Raw genomic sequence first — 14,391 nt, 5'->3', positions numbered from 1 at the left:
AAAGTCAGGATTTGTGATCGACCGCATCTGCGTTCAGTCAGGTCAAAAGCGTCACTACACTTCGCCAACACACCACTTTCGCGCTACCGTGACGCAGCCACGACGGGGAATGCACATGGCACCATCGCAGGACACGGACGAAGATGTCGGCTTGCTGCGGATCGGCCTGTTCTTCGATGGCACCCGCAACAACGCGCACAACCTCGCGCGTGGTCGACCACAGCAGCCGCGACCGCGCCCGGCGCAGCTGCGTGCGGATGATGATTCGACCTACCAGAGCCGGCTGACCAGCAGCTACGACAACGGCCTGACCAACATCGCACGCCTGCAGCAGCTGTACCCGGACAGCCGCCGCGATGCGATGGCCACGCCTTCGCTGTCGATCTACGTGGAAGGTGTCGGTACCCGCGATGACGCCGACGACGACCTGATAGGACTGGCGTTCGGTATCGGCGCCAGCGGCGTCCGCGCAAAGGTGCAGCGCGCGCTGCAGGTGGTGCTCCCAGCTGCGCTTGCAGAACTGTCCACGCGTTGGCGGCAACCGCTGCGTCGCGTGCAGCTGGATCTGTTCGGGTTCTCTCGAGGCGCTGCCGCCGCACGTGATATCGCCAACCAGCTGCAGGGCTGGGATACCACGCGTTGGCGGCAACTGCTGCAATCGTCCGGCCTGGTCTGTACGTCGGACTTCGCCCCTGCCCTTCCGGTGCTGCGATTCATCGGCCTGTTCGATACCGTGGCTGCGGTCAGCGGTGGCCGCGCCGACGAACAACCGCAGCTTGCCCTGTCCAGTGGCATCGCTGCACGCGTAGTGCAGTTGACCGCGCGCGACGAGCATCGCCAGCACTATCCGCTGACCACGGTGGCACCGCCGTTCACCGAGATCGCTTTGCCCGGCGTGCACGCCAACATCGGCGGAGGCTACAACCAGCTGGAGGAAGGCCCCAAGCTGCTCAGCCGCCCACGTCGCCAGCAGCTGCGCCGCCCCGCCGTTGCCGACTACCAGATTCCCCCGCTGGCGATGCTGCAGGCAACCACGGCCTACGCTGAAACGCAGGCCGATGCCGAACGCTGGCGGCAGCAGCTGGGCGTGGACGAAAAGGAAGTGTGGGTGGATGTCTGGCACCAGTGGCAGCAGCAGCGCCGCGCCGGCAGCCGCAGCGTGCTGCTGTCACCGGTGCTGTACGTGACTGCCGCCGTGGTACTGCGGCGGCGCATCGACTGGCGCTACCAGTTGATCGCGCTGCAGGTGATGCAGCAGCATGCCATCGATGCCGGCGTGACCTGGCGCGCCAGCGCTGCCGAGATTCCCGGCTGGGAACTGCCGTCGGCCCTGCAACCGATCGCACGGCGGCTGGTGGCAGGGCAGGCGTTGACCCAGACCCAGGAGGCGCTGCTGCGCCGACGCTACCTGATGCAGTCGGCGCACTGGAATTTCGACGCGCTGGGCGACACCGCCCTGACCTATGCCGCCGATGCCGGCGTCAGCGAACTGCCCTACCGGCCCGGTCCCGGCCTGTTCTACATCAACCGGCCCACCGTGGATGGCAAGCGCGTGGTGCTGCCCAACGCATGAAAAAGGGGACGGAGGGGATTAAGTCGTTTGTGCCACAAACGACTTAATCCCCTCCGTCCCCTTTTGTTCAACCGGCCTGTTCGACCAGGTTGGCGAGCTCGTCGGCGTCGAAGCCGGCCAGCAGGCGCGCTTCGATGTTGAACGGCCCGTGCAGGTAGCCGCCGGCGTATTCCACCAGCAGCGCCTTGAAGCGCGCACGCGGCTCGACGCCGGCGCGATCGCAGTACCAGCGGTACCAGCGTGAACCGGCGGCAACGTGCGCCACTTCCTCGCGCAGGATCACTTCCAGTACGTCGGCGGTTTCACCATCACCGACATTGCGCAGCTTCTCGATCATGCCCGGTGTCACGTCCAGGCCGCGCGCTTCCAGCACGCGCGGTACCAGGGCCATGCGCGCCAGGCCGTCATGCGCGGTCTTTTCGCACATTTCCCACAGGCCGTTGTGCGCGGGGAAATCGGCGTAGTCGTGGCCATGCGCCTGCAGGCGCTCGCGCAGCAGCATGAAGTGCCGCGATTCGTCGTCGGCACAACTGACCCAGTCGGCATGGAACGCTGGCGGCAGGCCGCGGAATCGGGACACCGCATCCCAGGCCAGGTCGATCGCGTTGAGTTCGATGTGGGCGATGGCGTGGATGAAGGCGGCGCGTCCTTCCACGCCGCCCAGCCCGCGCCGGGGCACTTCGCGCGGATGCACCAGCACCAGCCGTGCCGGCCGGCCAGGCATGCGGATCGGTTCCGGCGGCGGCGCATCGGCAGCCACCTTCAGGCGGCCGGCACGGAACGCGGCGGCATACGCCTGGGTCAACGCGACCTTGCGCAGCGGGTCGGCTTCGGCCAGGCACTGCTGCGCTGCGCGCAGCAGGTCGCCACCAACGTCGGGTACATCGACCACGCCTGGACCTCAGGCGCGGCGCTTGTGCTTGGCGTCGTCCGAACGCAGCTGCTGGATGCGCTCGAAGTAGCCCGGCTCGATACCCGTCGGGTAGTGGCCGTTGAAGCAGGACGAATCGAAGTTGCGCAGCGCCGGGTTGCCCTCGCTCACCGCCGCTTCCATGTCCTCCAGGTCCTGGTAGATCAGCCAGTCGCAGCCCAGGTGGGCCTCGATCTCTTCCACGGTGCGGTTGTGCGCGACCAGCTCTTCGGCCGCCGGCATGTCGATGCCGTAGATGTTCGGGTAGCGCACCGGCGGTGCCGCGCTGGCAAGGTAGACCTTGCGCGCGCCCGCATCACGGGCCATCTGCACGATCTGCTGGCTGGTGGTGCCACGCACGATCGAGTCGTCCACCAGCAGCACCACGCGATTGCGGAACTCCAGGTGGATCGGGTTGAGCTTGCGGCGCACCGACTTCACGCGTTCGCCCTGGCCCGGCATGATGAAGGTGCGGCCGATGTAGCGGTTCTTGATGAAGCCTTCGCGGTACTTCACCCCGAGCACGTTGGAGATCTCCAGCGCGGCATCACGCGAGGTATCCGGGATCGGGATGATGGTGTCGATATCGTGGTCCGGGCGCAGGCGCAGGATCTTCTCGCCCAGCTTGATGCCCATGCGCATGCGCGCCTTGTGCACCGAGACGTTGTCGATCATCGAGTCCGGACGCGCGAAGTACACGTACTCGAAGATGCACGGGGTGTGCTCGGCCGGCTCGGCGCAGATTTCCGAGAACAGCTCGCCGCGGGCGGTGATCACCAGGGCTTCGCCCGGCTGCACATCGCGCACGCGCTGGAAGCCCAGCACGTCCAGCGCGGCCGACTCGGAGGCCACGATGTACTCGTCGCCCTCGGCATGGCTGCGCTTGCCCAGCACCAGCGGACGGATGCCGTGCGGGTCGCGGAAGGCCACCAGGCCCAGGCCCAGCACCACGCTGACCACCGCATAGCCGCCCTTGCAGCGGCGGTGCACGCCAGCCACCGCGCGGATCGCGGCTTCCGGGCTCAGCTGGCGCTGCTGTTCCAGCTCATAGGCGAACACGTTCAACAGCACTTCGCTGTCCGAATCGGTGTTGACGTTGCGGCGGTCCTGCTCGAACACCTGCTGGCGCAGCGCCTCGGTGTTGATCAGGTTGCCGTTGTGGGCCAGCGCGATGCCGTACGGCGAGTTGACGTAGAACGGCTGCGCCTCGTCCATGCCTTCCGAGCCGGCCGTCGGGTAGCGCACATGGGCGATGCCGACGCTGCCTTCCAGGGTGGACATGGTGCGTGCATCGAACACATCGCGGACCAGGCCGGTGGCCTTCTGCACCCGCAGGCGGCTGCCATTGGCCGTGGCGATGCCCGCGGCATCCTGGCCGCGATGCTGGAGAACGGTCAAGCCGTCATACAACTGCCCGGCGACGTTCTGGTTGCCGACGATTCCGACGATGCCACACATGGTGCGAAGTCTCCGCTGGGCTGTGCCCAGTTACAAGGAAGGTGGCCGTACCTGGCCGCGGTGGTCGCCGCGCCTGCGGTCGACATTGGCCGGATCGCCCGGCTCGATACTGTCTGGCAGTGCTGGGGCGTCCGGGCGCACTTCGGCCGGATCGTATGCGTCGCCCTGTTCCGCTTTCGCGGGCCGCAGCCATCCGCTGCCCGCCACTACCTGGTTGAGGATGCCATTATCGCCTGCCGCGCCCGGCTTTCCCAGATCGGCGCCTGCGCTCTTCCCCAGCTCCATCAATGCAGATGGGGACAGCATGTCGGTCGGCAAGGTCTTGGGCAGCAGATCGGCGCCGGGCACCTGCCAGTGCGGCAGCTTCCCGTTCATCCAGGCCACGGCCGGGTTCAGCACCGGGCGGACCGCCGAGCGCTTCCAGGAGGGTTCGGCGGTCAGCGGGGTGAAGCCGGCCAGCAGCACCAGGATCGCCGCGATCAGGCCGCCACGCACGGCGCCCAGCACGCCGCCCAGCAACCGGTCCAGGCTGGTCAGCATGCTGCGATGGATCATCGCCTTGATGACCATGCCGATCACCGCGACCACGATCATCACGCCAATGCCCACGCCCAGGTAGCCGCCAACGAAATGCTCGCCGCCGGGTGCGGCCGGGGCCGCCCACCAGCGTGCCGCATCGTTGCCGAAGGCGAAGGCCGCCCACGCGGCCAGCAGCCACGACAGCGTGCCGATGACGATTCCAACAAAGCCACGCAGCATCCCGAGCAGGGTCGAGGCGGCGATCACGATCAGCAGCACCACGTCGATCATGGCGCCCCGCTCCTTCGGCGGCGCTGGCAACGGGCCTGCGCGTGGATCATGGGTGCGGTCGGACCATGCCGGCCACGCCGACCTTGGCGGCGACCTGCGCCTTCAGCTGCTCGGCGTCAGCGCGGTTGGCCACCGGTCCGACGCGGACGCGATGCAGCGTGCCCTTTTCAGTGCGTACCTGCTCGACGAAAGCACTGAAGCCGGCGGCGCGGACCTTGTCGCGCAGCGCGTTGGCATCGTTGGCCTGGCCGAACGCGCCCAACTGCACGGCGAAGCCGACGCCACTGGCTGCCGGTGCTGTCGGCGTGGCAGGCGCCGGCTTGTTGGCGGCGGCCTCCGGCTTCGGCTCGGGCTTGGCGTCCGGCTTCGGAGCCTCGGGCTTCGGTGCCGGCTTGGGCGGCTCTGGTTTGGTGGTCGCCGTCGGCGTGCTTGGCGGCAGGCTTTCGCTGCGCACCGGGTTGCTGGTGGCCGACGGCGTGGTGGCCGCGGCCGGGGTGCTGGTGGTCGGCGCCGGCGTGGTGGCAACCGCCGCACTGCTGCCTGCCGCCGCATCCAGGGTGATGACTTCTGCCTTCACATCGGCGCGGATCTTGACCGCCTGCAGGCGCGCGGCTTCGGCCTGGGCACGGTCGGCATACGGCCCGACACGCACACGCCACGCCTGGCGCCCGCTGATGGTGGTGGTTTCGGCGAAGCCTGGCAGCTGCGAGCGCTGCAGGTAGGCGATCACCGCATCGGCGTCGGCCTTGCTGCCGTAGGCGCCAAACGTGACGGCGAAGTTGCCGGCGGCAACCGCCGGAGACGTGTCCACGGTCGGCGGCGTAGCCGGCGCGGCCGTCTCCTGCAGCGGCTTGGCCTGCCCGGTCTGCAGGCCGGTGGCTCCACCGGCCGGAGCAACCAGCGGCAGCTCACGGGTTTCGAACTGGCCATCGGCCGGTGCGTCCGGCGCGGCGATCGGCACCGAGGCCACACCGCTGTCCGGCGCCGGTCCCTTGACCAGCATCGGCAGGAAAATCACGGCCAGCGCCACCAGCACGATGGCACCAATCAGACGCTGTTTCAGAGGCGTATCCACGTGAGGCGGCAACTGTCCGGAGGTTGCGGTCGATTATACGGGTGCCGGACCGGACGGCGTCGGCGTTGGCTGAACGCGGATCAGGCGGCGCCCTGCAACCATTGCAGCGCGGCAGCGGCGGTATGGAAGGAGCCGAACACCAGTACGCGGTCACCGCGCCCGGCCTGGGCCAGTACCTGTGCCAGCGCCTGCTCGACAGTATCAGCGCGCTGGGCCTTGGCCGCCGCCGTACCGGCCAGGCGGGCCTGCAACTGGGCAGCACTCTGCCCGCGCGGGCCGTCCAGTCCGGCCAGGGTCCACTCGCCGACCACGTCCTGCAGCGCCTGCACAACGCCCGCCGCGTCCTTGTCCTGCAGCGCGGCGTACACCGCCAGGGTGCGCCCGGCCGACGCTTCGGCCTTCAGCGCGCGCGCCAGCTGGCCCGCCGCCTGCGGGTTGTGCCCGACATCGACACGGACCTGCACGCCGTCACGCTCGAACGCCTGCAGGCGGCCAGAGATGCGCGCCGCCGCGACACCAGCAGCCCACGCCGCACGCGGCACCGGCTTGTCCAGCGCGCGCAGCGCAGCGATGGCGGCACCCGCGTTGGCCAGCTGGATCGGGCCGGCCATCGCCGGGGTCGGCAGTTCCATGCGCAGGCCGACATCGCGCCAGCGCCAGCGCTGGGCATCGATTGGTTCGTAGAAATAATCGCTGCCGCCGCGGATCGCGTTGGCGCCGACCAGGTAGGCACGTGCGAGCACGCTCGACGGCGGGTCGGTCTCGCCCAGGATCACCGGCTTCCAGCCACGGATGATGCCGGCCTTCTCGGTGCCGATCGCTTCGCGGTCCCCGCCCAGCCATTCGGCATGGTCGATGTCCACGGTGGTGATCACCGCCACGTCAGCGTCGACGATGTTGACCGCATCCAGGCGACCGCCCAGGCCCACTTCCAGCACCGCCAGGTCCAGCCCGGCGTCGGCGAACAGCTGCAGCGCGGCCAGCGTGCCGTACTCGAAATAGGTCAGCGTGATATCGCCACGCGCGGCCTCGATGGTGTTGAAGGCGGCGACCAGCGCCGCATCCTCCACATCGTGGCCGTCGATGCGCACGCGCTCGTTGTAGCGCAGCAGGTGCGGCGAGGTGTACGCGCCGACCTTCCAGCCGGCAGCACGCGCGATGGCTTCGATGAAGGCCACGGTGGAGCCCTTGCCGTTGGTGCCACCGACCACGATGGTGCGCTGGGCCGGCGCCCCCAGGCCCATCGCCGTGGCCACGGCGCGCACGCGCTCCAGGCCCATGTCGATGGTCGCCGGGTGCTGGCGTTCAATGTAGTCCAGCCAGTCGGCCAGGGTGGTCGGGGTGTTCGTCACGGCAGCGGTTCCAGCAGAAGCAGTTGATGCGAGGGGATGGATCAGAGTGCGCGGTGCTTGGCTTCGCCAAAGAACGGCGTGTGGTGGGCACAGTCGTTCAGGCGCACCACTTCCAGGCTGTCCAGGTCGGCGCCTTCGAGCAGGTTGAGCGTGGTCGGCGCCTGGCGGAAGGTCCACAGGCGGGAGATCGGCAGGCCCAGCACCCTGCACAGGATCACGCGGTTGACCGCGTCATGGGCGACCACCAGCAGGGTGTCGTGCTCGCCGAGGCCTTCGGTGGCGCGGGCCAGGCCCCGCCAACTGCGCTCCAGCACCAGGCGCAGCGATTCACCGCCGGGCATCAGCACGGTGTCCGGCTCCTCGCGCCACGCCTTCAGGCGCGACGGGTCCTTTTCGTTGATTTCGCTGGCCAGCAGGCCTTCCCACTCGCCGTGGGCGATTTCCTGCAGCTCCGGCTCGGTCAGCAACATGTCGGCACGGGCGGCACCGAGTGCCAGCTGCGCGGTGCGCTGCGCGCGCGACAGCGGCGAGGCGACGGCACGGGTGATGTCCACCGAGGCCAGGCGGGCGCCCAGGGCCTGGGCCTGGGCTTCACCGATCGGCGAAAGCGGGATGTCGATCTGGCCCTGGTAGCGGCCTTCGGCGTTCCACGGCGTTTCGCCGTGGCGGGCAAGCAGGATGCGCATGCGTGCAAGGGGTCCTGGGGGGAGGAGGTTTCCGCGTTTCGTTCACATCCTGTGAAGTACGCGGAACAGGGATGATACCCGTTCGGCGCACCGGGCCGTGCCGGGCATGAAAAAACCCCGCGACGTGGATCGCGGGGTTTTGGAAACTCCGGCTATCTGGTCGGGGTTGCCGGCCAGCGGCCGGCACTACCGCAACGGGTTTATTTCGCCAGGTTCAGTTCCTTCAGCAGCGCCGGCGCCGGCGCCACTTCCTGCATGATCCACTGCATGTAGCGGCTGTCGACCGCGATCATGCGGGTCATCACCGGGTCGAACACCCAGTTGGAGCTGACCGATTCCCAGTTGCCGTCGAAGGCCAGGCCGACCAGCTTGCCGTTGGCGTCCAGCACCGGCGAACCCGAGTTGCCACCGGTGATGTCCAGGTTGGACAGGAAGTTCACCGGCACCGAGCCCACGCGCTTGTCTTCCAGGCCGCCGTAGCGCTTGGCCTTGACCGCGTCGAGCAGGGCCTTGGGCGCATCGAACGGATCGACGCCGGTGTCCTTGGCGACGATGCCCTCCAGCGTGGTGAACGGGGTGTAGGCCACGCCGTCCCTGGGCTCATAGCCCATCACGTTGCCGAAAGTGATGCGCAGCGACAGGTTGGCATCCGGGTACACGAACTCGCCCTGGCTCTTCTTGTAGTCAGCCAGTGCCTGCAGGTACAGCGGACGTGCGGTCAGCGACTCGCCTTCGCGGATCTTCTTCTGCTCTTCCTGCTTCAGCAGCGACGGCATGATCGCCACCGCGTACTGGATGGCCGGATCGGTGCTGGCTTCGAACGCGGCGCGGTCGGCCTTGAACCACTTCAGGCGTGCATCCAGGCTGCCCAGCTCAGTGCCCGACAGCTTGCTCACCAGTGCCTTGACCGCGCTGGCATCGCTGCCGCCCAGCCAGGTGTTCAGCACGTCGTTGTTGCGCTGCGCGGCCGGCAGGGCGACGTACTGGTCCAGCCAGTAGGTCTGCAGCTGCTGGTCCATCTTCGCCACATAGCGGCGATCCATCTGCTTCAGGCCGCCTTCCAGGGTCGGCAGGTCGCGCTGCTGGTAGCCGACCTCGCGCTCGGCGTCCGGCTTGGTGCGCTCGATCGACAGGCGGTACAGGCCGATGGCGGCGTTGACCGCCGAGGTGTTGTTGAACTGGCCGACGAACAGATCGCGCTCGCGGGTCGCCTTGCTGGTATCCAGGTGCTTGACCAGCTGCGCGTGCGCTGCCAAGGCCGGCTTGCCGGCGGCGCCCTGCTTCTTCAGCCAGGCCAGCACGGCGGCTTCTTCAGCCTGCTTCTGGCCAGCAGCGTCGATGCGCTTGAAGCCTTCCAGCTGGCCGGCGTAGTTCTTGGCCACGTTGTTCATGCTGGCCGCGGTGGCGGCGTACTTCACCTTGACGTCGGCGTCGGCCTTGCCCGCCTCATCGATCATCTTCAACACTGCGTTGTAGTGCCTGGCGATGGTCGGGTAGGTCCAGCTGGCGGTTTCGTTGAACTCACCGGCCAGCGCGTAGCGGTTGGTGCGGCCCGGATAGCCTGCCACCATCACGAAGTCACCGGCGCCCAGCGGCTGGTCGGTGAACTTCAGGAAGTGCTTGGGCTGGTACGGCACGTTGTCGGCCGAGAATGCGGCCGGCTTGCCGTCCTTGCCGACGTAGGCGCGGTAGAACGAGAAGTCGCCGGTGTGGCGCGGCCACATCCAGTTGTCGACGTCGCCGCCGTACTTGCCGACGCTGCCCGGGGGCGCGTAGACCAGGCGCACGTCCTTGATTTCCATGTTGCGGAACAGTCGGTAGGTGTTGCCGCCGGAGAAGGTGTACAGGCGGCAGCGGAAGCCGTCCTCGGCTTCACACGCGGCGACCTGGGCCTTGTCGAAGGCGTCCAGCGCACGGCTGCGGGCCAGCGGGTCGTTGCCGGCGGCGGCAATGGCGGCCTTGGCCTGGGCGGTGACGTCGGTGATCTGGTCGAGCACGTAGACGCGGGCGTTCGGGCCGGCGCTCAGTTCATCGCTGTGCTTCGGCGCGTTGAAGCCGTCCTTGATCAGGTTCTTCTCGGCGGTCGAATTCAGCTGGATCGCACCGTAGGCGCAGTGGTGGTTGGTGACCACCAGGCCCTGCGGCGACACGAAGCTGGCGGTGCAGCCGCCGAGGGCGACGACCGCGCCCATCGGGTCGCCGGTGAGGTTGGACAGCTGCTCCGGGGACAGCTTCAGGCCGGCCTTCTGCAACGGACCGGCGATTTCCGGCAGCTGCTGCGGCACCCACATGCCTTCAGCGGCATGGGCGACCTGGGCCAGCCCGAGGCTGGCGACGATGGAGAATGCAAGCAGGTTCGAGCGCATGGAGCAGCCCCTGGTAGTGGAACCCTCGATTGTAGCCCGCCGCCCTGCCCCGGCCCGAACCCCGGAAGTCATGGGCCTACTTCTTGCTCTGCCATGCGCACATCGGCCGCGCACATGGAATCGTCCAGAGGGGGCGTGGTCACCCTGGCCGGGACCGTTGGCGCCATGGGCCGGGCGCATGCGACTGGCGGGTTGGGCAGGACGCCCAACCCCGGTCTTGCCGTGTGCGCAGGATAGCGCGCACGAGCAAGGCGCCGTCGAGCACCATGGATGGGCTTTTGCGTGTCCCGGCCAGGGTGACCGCGCGCCCTCCCCAGGAATCAAGGAGGCGCTGCTGTTTGCAGCACGTTCGAAACGCCCGTCGGCGCACGCCTTTCGTTCCGCCATTGCACCCGCAGCGCAACATGGGAAATCCGCGCGGCACCCTATAATCCGCGCTTTCCCCCTGATGAGTTCCACCCCGATGGCGCAGCAAACGATGAAGGCCCTGGTCAAGCGCGAAGCGGCCAAGGGCATCTGGCTGGAAGAAGTTCCGGTTCCGACCCCGGGCCCGAACGAGGTCCTGATCAAGCTGGAAAAGACCGCGATCTGCGGCACCGACCTGCACATCTACCTGTGGGACGAGTGGAGCCAGCGCACCATCAAGCCGGGCCTGACCATCGGCCATGAGTTCGTCGGCCGCATTGCCGCGCTCGGCTCGGCGGTGACCGGCTATGAGATCGGCCAGCGCGTCTCGGCCGAAGGTCACATCGTCTGTGGCCATTGCCGCAACTGCCGTGGCGGCCGCCCGCACCTGTGCCCGAACACCGTCGGCATCGGCGTCAACGTCAACGGCGCCTTCGCCGAATACATGGTGATGCCGGCCAGCAACCTGTGGCCGATTCCGGACCAGATCCCGTCGGAACTGGCCGCGTTCTTCGACCCGTACGGCAATGCCGCACACTGCGCGCTGGAATTCGACGTGATCGGCGAAGACGTGCTGATCACCGGCGCCGGTCCGATCGGCATCATCGCCGCCGGCATCTGCAAGCACATCGGTGCGCGCAACGTGGTGGTGACCGACGTCAACGACTTCCGCCTGAAGCTGGCCGCCGACATGGGCGCCACCCGCGTGGTCAACGTCGCCAACCAGTCGCTGAAGGACGTGATGAAGGAGCTGCACATGGAGGGCTTCGACGTGGGCCTGGAAATGAGCGGCAACCCGCGCGCGTTCAACGACATGCTCGACTGCATGTACCACGGCGGCAAGATCGCCATGCTCGGCATCATGCCCAAGGGCGCCGGCTGCGACTGGGACAAGATCATCTTCAAGGGCCTGACCGTGCAGGGCATCTACGGCCGCAAGATGTACGAGACCTGGTACAAGATGACCCAGCTGGTGCTGTCCGGCTTCCCGCTCGGCAAGGTGATGACCCACCAGCTGCCGATCGACGAGTTCCAGAAGGGCTTCGACCTGATGGAAGAAGGCAAGGCCGGCAAGGTTGTTTTGAGCTGGAATTGACCCTTCGCCGTGCGCGATGGGTGGGTGCCGAGCTTGCTCGGCACACCTTGAAATTGAAAAAGGCGCCCGATGGGCGCCTTTTTCTTTGGTGTTGCCGGCCAGCGGCCGGCACTACCCGTAACGCCTTCGGCGTTACTTGCCGACGGCGACGCTCAGCATCACCCGGCTGTGGGCCAGCTTGCCGGAATTGTCACGGCCGTTGCCGTCGGTGCCGTAGTAGCCCAGGCCGACGTTGAACAGGCCGAACTGGCGCGCGACGCCGACGTTCCAGTCGGTGTAGTCCTTGGCGATGCCGTCCTCGAAGGTGCTGCGACCGACGTTGGCATTCAGGGTGAAGTCCTTCGGCAGGCCCCAGCTGCCGCCCAGGCCGAAGTACCAGCCATCGGTGCTGCTGTTCCAGACATCGTTGGTGTAGGCCACCGTCAGCTTGTAGGTGTCATCCAGCGTGGTGGTGGTGATCAGTTCGTTGTAGTTCTGGTGGCTGGACTTCAGGTAGGTGTAGCGGTTCAGCAGCACGTCGAAGTTGACGCGCTCGGTGACGTCCACGCCGTAGCCGATCAGGTAGTCGACCTCGGTCTTCGGGTCACCCGCACCAAAATCCACGCCCGAGCCCCACACGCCTGCGTACAGGCCAACCGGGCTGGTGTAGGTGAAACCGGCCTGCAGGGTCGGATCCTCGTCGGTCTGCGACACACCACGGAACAGGTAATCGGAAACAGCGGTGACGTTCCAGCTGTACGGCGATTCGTTTTCCTGGGCGCTGGCGGCGAACGGGGCGGCCAGGGTCAGGGCAGCGGCAATGGCGAGGCAGGCACGGGCGTGCTTCATGGGCGTCTCCGAGGGTGGCGGGGGCGGGAAGGGGGAGCGGGCAACCGGCGCCAGACAGGCGCAGTTCACGAATTTTTAACCCGTTTGCTATTGCGATGCAACATGTGCCACCCGTGGCGGTGCCCTGCCCGGCCCGGTCGAAGGCCGTCGTAGCCCGGTAGAATCAACGGTTTCCCCGTTCAGAGCCGTGCCCACGCCATGACCGACGCCTCCTCCGCCCTGACCCGCCACTACGCCGAGGAACTGGACGCCATCCGCGCCCAGGGCCTGTTCAAGTCCGAGCGGATCATCACCAGCCCGCAGTCGGCCGAGATCACCCTCGAGGATGGCCGCAAGGTGCTGAACTTCTGTGCCAACAACTACCTGGGCCTGGCCGACCATCCGGACCTGATCCAGGCCGCCAAGGATGCGCTGGATACCCACGGCTTCGGCATGGCCTCGGTGCGCTTCATCTGCGGTACCCAAGACCTGCACAAGCAGCTGGAGAAGCAGATCGCCGACTTCTTCGGCAAGCAGGACACCATTCTGTACGCGGCCTGTTTCGACGCCAACGGCGGCCTGTTCGAACCGCTGCTCGGTGAGAACGACGCGATCATTTCCGATGCACTGAACCACGCCTCGATCATCGACGGCGTGCGCCTGTGCAAGGCCAAGCGCTTCCGCTACGCCAACTGCGACATGGCCGACCTGGAAGCCCAGCTGCAGGCCGCCGATGCCGCCGGCTGCAAGACCAAGCTGATCACCACCGACGGCGTGTTCTCGATGGACGGCTTCATTGCCCCGCTGGACGAGATCACCGCGCTGGCGAAGAAGTACAACGCGCTGGTGCACATCGACGAATGCCACGCCACCGGCTTCCTCGGTGCCACCGGCCGCGGCTCTGCCGAAGTGAAGGGCGTGCTGGAGAAGATCGACATCATCACCGGCACCCTGGGCAAGGCCATGGGCGGCGCACTGGGCGGCTTCACCTGCGCCAGCGCCGAGGTGATCGAGCTGCTGCGCCAGCGTTCGCGGCCGTACCTGTTCTCCAACTCGCTGCCGCCGCATGTGGTGGCCGCCGGCATCAAGGCGTTCGAGATGCTGGCCGCCGCTGACGACCTGCGCGACACCCTGGTGGAGAACACCCGCTACTTCCGCGAAAAGATGGTCGCCGCCGGTTTCGACGTGAAGCCGGGCGTGCACCCGATCAGCCCGGTGATGCTGTACGACGCGCCGCTGGCGCAGAAGTTCGCCGAGCGCCTGCTGGAAGAAGGCATCTACGCGATCGGCTTCTTCTTCCCGGTGGTGCCCAAGGGCCAGGCGCGCATCCGCACCCAGATCAGCGCTGCGCACAGCCGCGAGCACCTGGACCGCGCGATCGATGCGTTCACCCGCATTGGCGTCGAGCTGGGCGTGATCAAGAGTTGATCCCAGCGGTCAAAGCGTGCCGACCAAGGTCGGCACCTACCAGAGCTTGAGGGCGTGCCGACCGAGGTCGGCACCTTCCCGGCATCACTTCTTTTTCTTCTTGCCCTTCGGCTCTTCCTTGCTGGCCACCACTACCGGCTTGGCGGCGGCGTCCTGGCCGTTGCCCTTGGCAACGCGGATGCCGTTGGCCTTCATCCAGGCATCGAACTCATCGGCGGTCATCTTCTTGTCGCCGTTGCTCATCAGGAAGCGGTAACTGCCGCGACCATCCAGCTCCGGGGTCTTCACTTCCACCACCGGGGTCTCGGCAGGCGTTTCCGCCTTGGCCACCTTCTTGTGGCCGCCACAGGCGGCCAGCAGCACCATCGGCAGCAGCAGGCCTGCGCAGCGCAGGGTTTGGTTGAGGGTCGGGTGGTACATGGGCA

At 67.3% G+C, this 14,391-nt stretch carries 12 protein-coding genes; 3 read left to right on the top strand and 9 right to left on the bottom strand.

Going from position 1 to position 14,391, the window contains the following annotated elements; genetic code table 11:
- Positions 1 to 115 precede the first annotated feature (115 nt).
- The gene (locus AC5JLE_RS19330; RefSeq protein WP_032955939.1) at positions 116 to 1,573 is read left to right on the top strand and encodes a T6SS phospholipase effector Tle1-like catalytic domain-containing protein; all 1,458 of its coding nucleotides are present in this window, start codon (positions 116 to 118) and stop codon (positions 1,571 to 1,573) included.
- 67 nt (positions 1,574 to 1,640) lie between these two features.
- Here the strand turns inward: AC5JLE_RS19330 and AC5JLE_RS19325 are convergent, their stop codons facing one another.
- The 7 genes from AC5JLE_RS19325 to AC5JLE_RS19295 form a co-directional block, all read right to left on the bottom strand.
- Complete coding sequence (locus tag AC5JLE_RS19325; RefSeq protein WP_496065551.1) at positions 1,641 to 2,465, bottom strand: ferritin-like domain-containing protein; 825 nt, start codon at positions 2,463 to 2,465, stop codon at positions 1,641 to 1,643.
- A 9-nt stretch (positions 2,466 to 2,474) separates the two neighbouring features.
- A complete protein-coding gene (gene purF, locus AC5JLE_RS19320; RefSeq protein WP_005408246.1) occupies positions 2,475 to 3,941 on the bottom strand; it encodes an amidophosphoribosyltransferase in 1,467 nt (488 codons plus the stop codon).
- A 30-nt stretch (positions 3,942 to 3,971) separates the two neighbouring features.
- Entirely contained in the window at positions 3,972 to 4,751 is a 780-nt protein-coding gene (locus AC5JLE_RS19315; RefSeq protein WP_014036126.1) for a CvpA family protein, read from the bottom strand.
- Between the two features lie 46 nt (positions 4,752 to 4,797).
- Positions 4,798 to 5,826 (bottom strand): SPOR domain-containing protein, encoded by a 1,029-nt coding sequence (locus AC5JLE_RS19310; protein ID WP_197557505.1) that lies wholly within the window; start codon positions 5,824 to 5,826, stop codon positions 4,798 to 4,800.
- A gap of 80 nt (positions 5,827 to 5,906) precedes the next feature.
- Positions 5,907 to 7,178: a bifunctional tetrahydrofolate synthase/dihydrofolate synthase gene (folC, locus tag AC5JLE_RS19305; RefSeq protein WP_241884057.1), complete on the bottom strand. Its 1,272-nt coding sequence runs from the start codon at positions 7,176 to 7,178 to the stop codon at positions 5,907 to 5,909.
- A 41-nt stretch (positions 7,179 to 7,219) separates the two neighbouring features.
- Positions 7,220 to 7,864 carry a histidine phosphatase family protein gene (locus AC5JLE_RS19300; protein ID WP_049440278.1) on the bottom strand — a complete coding sequence of 215 codons (645 nt, stop codon included), beginning with the start codon at positions 7,862 to 7,864 and terminating at the stop codon, positions 7,220 to 7,222.
- Between the two features lie 200 nt (positions 7,865 to 8,064).
- The gene (locus AC5JLE_RS19295) at positions 8,065 to 10,230 is read right to left on the bottom strand and encodes a S46 family peptidase (protein ID WP_046429104.1); all 2,166 of its coding nucleotides are present in this window, start codon (positions 10,228 to 10,230) and stop codon (positions 8,065 to 8,067) included.
- Positions 10,231 to 10,708: 478 nt separating this feature from the next.
- Between AC5JLE_RS19295 and tdh the strand changes: the two genes are divergently transcribed.
- Positions 10,709 to 11,731, top strand: a complete 1,023-nt coding sequence (gene tdh / locus AC5JLE_RS19290; RefSeq protein WP_032955954.1) for an L-threonine 3-dehydrogenase — start codon at positions 10,709 to 10,711, stop codon at positions 11,729 to 11,731.
- A 132-nt stretch (positions 11,732 to 11,863) separates the two neighbouring features.
- Here the strand turns inward: tdh and AC5JLE_RS19285 are convergent, their stop codons facing one another.
- Entirely contained in the window at positions 11,864 to 12,559 is a 696-nt protein-coding gene (locus AC5JLE_RS19285) for a TorF family putative porin (RefSeq protein ID WP_005412357.1), read from the bottom strand.
- A gap of 198 nt (positions 12,560 to 12,757) precedes the next feature.
- On the opposite strand from AC5JLE_RS19285, the gene kbl reads away from it, so the two are divergent.
- Positions 12,758 to 13,966, top strand: a complete 1,209-nt coding sequence (kbl, locus tag AC5JLE_RS19280) for a glycine C-acetyltransferase (RefSeq protein WP_197557503.1) — start codon at positions 12,758 to 12,760, stop codon at positions 13,964 to 13,966.
- Between the two features lie 84 nt (positions 13,967 to 14,050).
- On the opposite strand, the gene AC5JLE_RS19275 is transcribed toward kbl, so the two are convergent.
- The gene (locus AC5JLE_RS19275; protein WP_005415439.1) at positions 14,051 to 14,386 is read right to left on the bottom strand and encodes a hypothetical protein; all 336 of its coding nucleotides are present in this window, start codon (positions 14,384 to 14,386) and stop codon (positions 14,051 to 14,053) included.
- Between the last annotated feature and the right edge of the window lie 5 nt (positions 14,387 to 14,391).

The organism is Stenotrophomonas sp., from assembly GCF_059505245.1.
This window is presented reverse-complemented; position numbering and strand designations above follow the sequence as displayed.

Coding starts and splice junctions, on each gene's coding strand:
- AC5JLE_RS19300 (WP_049440278.1), bottom strand. CDS start 7,864: ATGCGCATCCTGCTTGCCCGCCACGGCGAAACGCCGTGGAACGCCGAA.
- AC5JLE_RS19275 (WP_005415439.1), bottom strand. CDS start 14,386: ATGTACCACCCGACCCTCAACCAAACCCTGCGCTGCGCAGGCCTGCTG.
- tdh (WP_032955954.1), top strand. CDS start 10,709: ATGAAGGCCCTGGTCAAGCGCGAAGCGGCCAAGGGCATCTGGCTGGAA.
- kbl (WP_197557503.1), top strand. CDS start 12,758: ATGACCGACGCCTCCTCCGCCCTGACCCGCCACTACGCCGAGGAACTG.
- AC5JLE_RS19285 (WP_005412357.1), bottom strand. CDS start 12,559: ATGAAGCACGCCCGTGCCTGCCTCGCCATTGCCGCTGCCCTGACCCTG.
- AC5JLE_RS19330 (WP_032955939.1), top strand. CDS start 116: ATGGCACCATCGCAGGACACGGACGAAGATGTCGGCTTGCTGCGGATC.
- purF (WP_005408246.1), bottom strand. CDS start 3,941: ATGTGTGGCATCGTCGGAATCGTCGGCAACCAGAACGTCGCCGGGCAG.
- AC5JLE_RS19315 (WP_014036126.1), bottom strand. CDS start 4,751: ATGATCGACGTGGTGCTGCTGATCGTGATCGCCGCCTCGACCCTGCTC.
- AC5JLE_RS19295 (WP_046429104.1), bottom strand. CDS start 10,230: ATGCGCTCGAACCTGCTTGCATTCTCCATCGTCGCCAGCCTCGGGCTG.